This window comes from Paenibacillus sp. 01L418, assembly GCF_056400045.1.
On record NZ_JBFTSN010000523.1, the window covers coordinates 1 to 3,933 of the forward strand.

Consider the following 3,933-nt stretch of genomic DNA (forward strand, 5'->3'; position numbering starts at 1 on the left):
GTTGATCTACTATTCCCCGCGAACAGAAATGAGGAAAGGGGCACCACTCCAAGCGTTTACCGCTATCGGGGAAGTGGATGATGATATAGTCTACGAATATCAGATGTCAGAATCATTTGTGCCATTACGCAGAAATATCCGCTATATTTCATGCCGTGAGGTACAGATTAGAGGTCTTTTAGAAAAGCTTAGCTTCACTCGCGGGAACCGAAATTGGGGGTATTCCTTCCGCTACGGTCATTTTGAGATTGGTCGAGAGGACTTTTTGACAATTGCCAGTGCGATGCTAAAATGAGCGGATAGAAAGTTCATAAAACAGCGACACTCTAGGACTTTATTTTCATATCCTAGGCTGTCGCTGTTTCAATTTCTGAGGTGCTTTGTTATAGGTTGTATCTATTTTTCCTATATAAACTAGATATTGGAAACGGTTTAGGTTCTCTATTATTATGAAATTAAACCTATAGAATTCATGAGATGAGGATAGAAATGAAGCAGAAATGGCAATGTGCAGTAGACAAAACAATTCATCTAACAGCACAGGAACGAAATAAATTAGAGCAAACGTTCGAAAGCTATATGATCTGCCTAATGTTGTATGTACACCACATCTTGCCTATTATACAAATGAAACGATTTCGGATATGAATCAACAACTATTGGATCAAGCTATTGAATAATTTAATAATCTGTATGCTATGGATTGACGTTTCTTAATGAAAGGAGTGGAGTAAAATGAATCCTTTTATCGAACAATTGTTACATTCTAATCAAATGGAAATAGAATTAACGGAAGACATATTATTTGAAATTTACAATGAAGCTAAGAATACGGATGGGGAGGAGGAGGTTTGGAAAAACCTGATCTCGTTATACGATAAACCTCTCCCGAAACAAATCGCTTTTTCCCTTATAGATAGGAATATTGCTATTATGGATTTAGGTCACTCCAAACAAGACTACGATGTCTTGTGGAGATTAGCAGAGATCGTAGACGAAGCCTTATTGACACTAGCGATAGACGTCTACACTCAACTATCCTTTAGCCATGAAGAAATGGAGCTGCTGTTTAACAAATACGATTATCATAAATGGATGATGGAGAGCTTGATTTATAAACAGCCGTCATCACCTGAAAAGCGAAGATTGCTCGAAGCGGCTATAAACAGGAATATGGATGCAGATTCATTGCAAAGATTGCTTACTGTGGTGGACACTGCTAAATATGCGAACCGCAATGATTTAACACTTGAAGAGTTTCAATCCCTTTTTGAGACAAAAGAGCCCTATGTTTGGCTGTCATTATCCCAAAACGCCAACACTCCAGTACATATTTTAAACAAATTATTAGAAGCGACAAGCATAAAAAATGCAAGAGCAATAAGGCAATCAGCAAATGTAAATCTTCAAGGAAAACGCGATAACAATAATGAGGTGATAACGTGAGAATTAGAACGGCAGCTAGGGCAGTCATTATAAAAGACGAGCAATTGCTCGTCTTACGGAGGGCTGGTGTCCAAGGAGAATTTTATGTTCTCCCAGGAGGAGGGCAGGAACATGGTGAAAGTATCCATGAAACGTTGAAGAGAGAAGTATTAGAAGAGGTAAGTTTAAAGGTTGAAATTGAACAATTACTTTTTATTAATGAGTTTATCGCAAAAAGAGATTCATCGTTTTTTGAATTAGAACCGGATGTTCATCAAATTGATTTTACGTTTTTGTGTGCTATTACGTCCGACAATGAAGCATYGGTCGGTGAAACACCAGACCTTCATCAGATTGGCATAGCATGGATTCCATTGCATGAGATAACCGACTATAGTTTGCATCCCGATAATGACTTGAATTTTATTATGGGAGCGCCAACGAGAAATGTATTGTCACAATGGATTTCTAATCCTAACCATATGGAAATCCCTATGTTTATTGAAGGTTAATTAAAGAATGGGGGGTGAGCATATGAATGATTTACGTTATCCAATCGGGCAATTTGAACTCATACAGCATGCAACGACCGAGCTTCGGCAAAGCTGGATTGAGGATGTGTCGCAAATATCTCCGACTCTGCGGCACACGGTACAAAATTTAACGTCTGAGCAGCTGCTTTTACAATACCGTCCGGGCAGTTGGACCGTCAGGCAGGTTGTTCACCATATGGCTGACAACGATATGAATGCTTTTATCCGTTTCAAGAGAGCGCTAACGGAGAATAATCCCACGGCTAGCTCGTATAGAGAAAATTTATGGGCGGAATTAAGCGATTATGAAACACCGCTCGAAACATCGCTGAATCTCCTAGAATCCATTCATGGTCGGTTTACAGCAATTCTCCGATCTTTACAATCATCCGATTTTCAACGAACGTTTACAAGTCCAACTCATGGCGCCATGAGTCTTGATGCTGCGCTTCAACGATTCATTTGGCATAATCGGCATCATACTGCACAGATCGTTTCCATATTTTAAAAAAAGGAGAATCAGGCATGAATAAAATTATTGCCATTACAGGTGCCTCATCCGGAATAGGTCTTGCAACAGCATTAAAATTTGCTGAAGAGGGATGGATCGTCTACGYTGGAACTCGGCATGCAGAACGTGATCAAACAAAGTATAGCGATCAGCCAAATTTCCATTTCATTGAAATGGAAGTAACTAAACCGGAATCATTAGAGCAGGCATTTGAGGTCATTAAGCAAAAACACGGTTATATGGATGTTTTATTTTGCAACGCAGGATTTGGGCTATTACGTGCACTAGGTCAAGCTACTTTCGAGGAAATTCAAGCTGTTTTTGATACGAATGTGTACGGGGTTATGCATACGATTCGAGCGGGTTTGCCACTCCTTCGCAAATCAAACTCTGGGCATTTGATCGCAACGACGAGCGTAGGCGGATTGGTCGGACAACCATTAAATGAAATTTATTGCGCAAGCAAGTTTGCAGTTGAAGGGTTGTTGGAGAGCTTAGCGACCTACTACAAGCCTGCATTTAATATTGATGTGACTCTGCTGGAGCCTGGAGCAATTGGGACCCATTTCAACAATACTGTTTTTGCACATATTGAAAAAACAGGCGGTATTCCAGATGATGAATATAAACAAACGTATGACACCATTATTAATACCTTTTCCAAGCGAAACTCCGTTCCTCAAACTTCTGAATCTGTTGCTGATGTTGTGCTTCAGTTAGTAAATATGGAGACGAAGCCGCTGCGCATTCGTACATCCGATAAAGCTGAAGCGTTTGTACAATATAAAGTAAGCAACGATCCTACGGGGCTGGAGGGCATGCTGAATACCCGTAAACTTCAATTAGAAATGTAATATAAGATAGGAATGGACTATGAGTTATTGCGCCCATAGTCCATTTTTTTACTTTACTATTGAAGCCGCCACAAAGATTGCACATTTGGCGGCTCCCAGCCAACCAGTGAGGTATGAGGCTGGAGACAAACATAGGAGAGGCCTGCGTAGGTTACTGTACTTCCAGCAACATAGCTTGCTTGAGCAGCCCAAGTCGTTGTTCCACCTGAGCCAGCTGTTGTTGAGGCTTGAAGTACGTTGCTAGCTGCCGACAAATTTCCTGCAGCATCCTTTGCTTTCACTGTAAAGCTATAGGTTGTGTTTGCTGTAAGACCGCTAACGGTAGCTGTAATTCCAGCAACATTGAGGCTGGAAGAGCCATAATAAACGGTGTAACCGGTAACTCCGACATTATCCGTTGATGCTCCCCATGAAAGACTAATGGTAGAAGCTGTAGCACCTGTTGCTTGAAGATTATTTGGGGCAGTTGGCGCTGTAGTATCGGCTGGTCCTGCATTGCCGCATGGACCAATTAATTTCCACACGCTGCTAATATCTGGGCGCTCTCCTTTTGTCCACCATTTAGCTTCGTATTCAGAGCCGTTGTAGGAAGCACGCTGTCCGCCTGTAT

Annotated in this window: 6 protein-coding genes; 5 read left to right on the forward strand and 1 reads right to left on the reverse strand. The window is 41.1% G+C overall.

Going from position 1 to position 3,933, the window contains the following annotated elements; genetic code table 11:
- The 5 genes from AC1DSE_RS31880 to AC1DSE_RS31900 all read left to right on the forward strand — a co-directional run.
- The coding region (locus tag AC1DSE_RS31880; protein WP_477528805.1) for an EVE domain-containing protein at window positions 1-295 on the forward strand (295 nt) is incomplete at its 5' end.
- 440 nt (window positions 296-735) lie between these two features.
- Complete coding sequence (locus AC1DSE_RS31885) at window positions 736-1,446, forward strand: hypothetical protein (RefSeq protein WP_477528806.1); 711 nt, start codon at window positions 736-738, stop codon at window positions 1,444-1,446.
- Window positions 1,443-1,937, forward strand: a complete 495-nt coding sequence (locus AC1DSE_RS31890) for an NUDIX domain-containing protein (protein ID WP_477528807.1) — start codon at window positions 1,443-1,445, stop codon at window positions 1,935-1,937. The genes AC1DSE_RS31885 and AC1DSE_RS31890 overlap by 4 nt, the downstream gene beginning before the upstream one ends.
- 22 nt (window positions 1,938-1,959) lie before the next feature.
- Window positions 1,960-2,466, forward strand: a complete 507-nt coding sequence (locus tag AC1DSE_RS31895; RefSeq protein ID WP_477509873.1) for a YfiT family bacillithiol transferase — start codon at window positions 1,960-1,962, stop codon at window positions 2,464-2,466.
- 17 nt (window positions 2,467-2,483) lie between these two features.
- Window positions 2,484-3,323 (forward strand): SDR family oxidoreductase, encoded by an 840-nt coding sequence (locus tag AC1DSE_RS31900; RefSeq protein ID WP_477528808.1) that lies wholly within the window; start codon window positions 2,484-2,486, stop codon window positions 3,321-3,323.
- Between the two features lie 56 nt (window positions 3,324-3,379).
- Here the strand turns inward: AC1DSE_RS31900 and AC1DSE_RS31905 are convergent.
- The coding region (locus AC1DSE_RS31905; RefSeq protein ID WP_477528809.1) for a carbohydrate-binding protein at window positions 3,380-3,933 on the reverse strand (554 nt) is incomplete at its 5' end.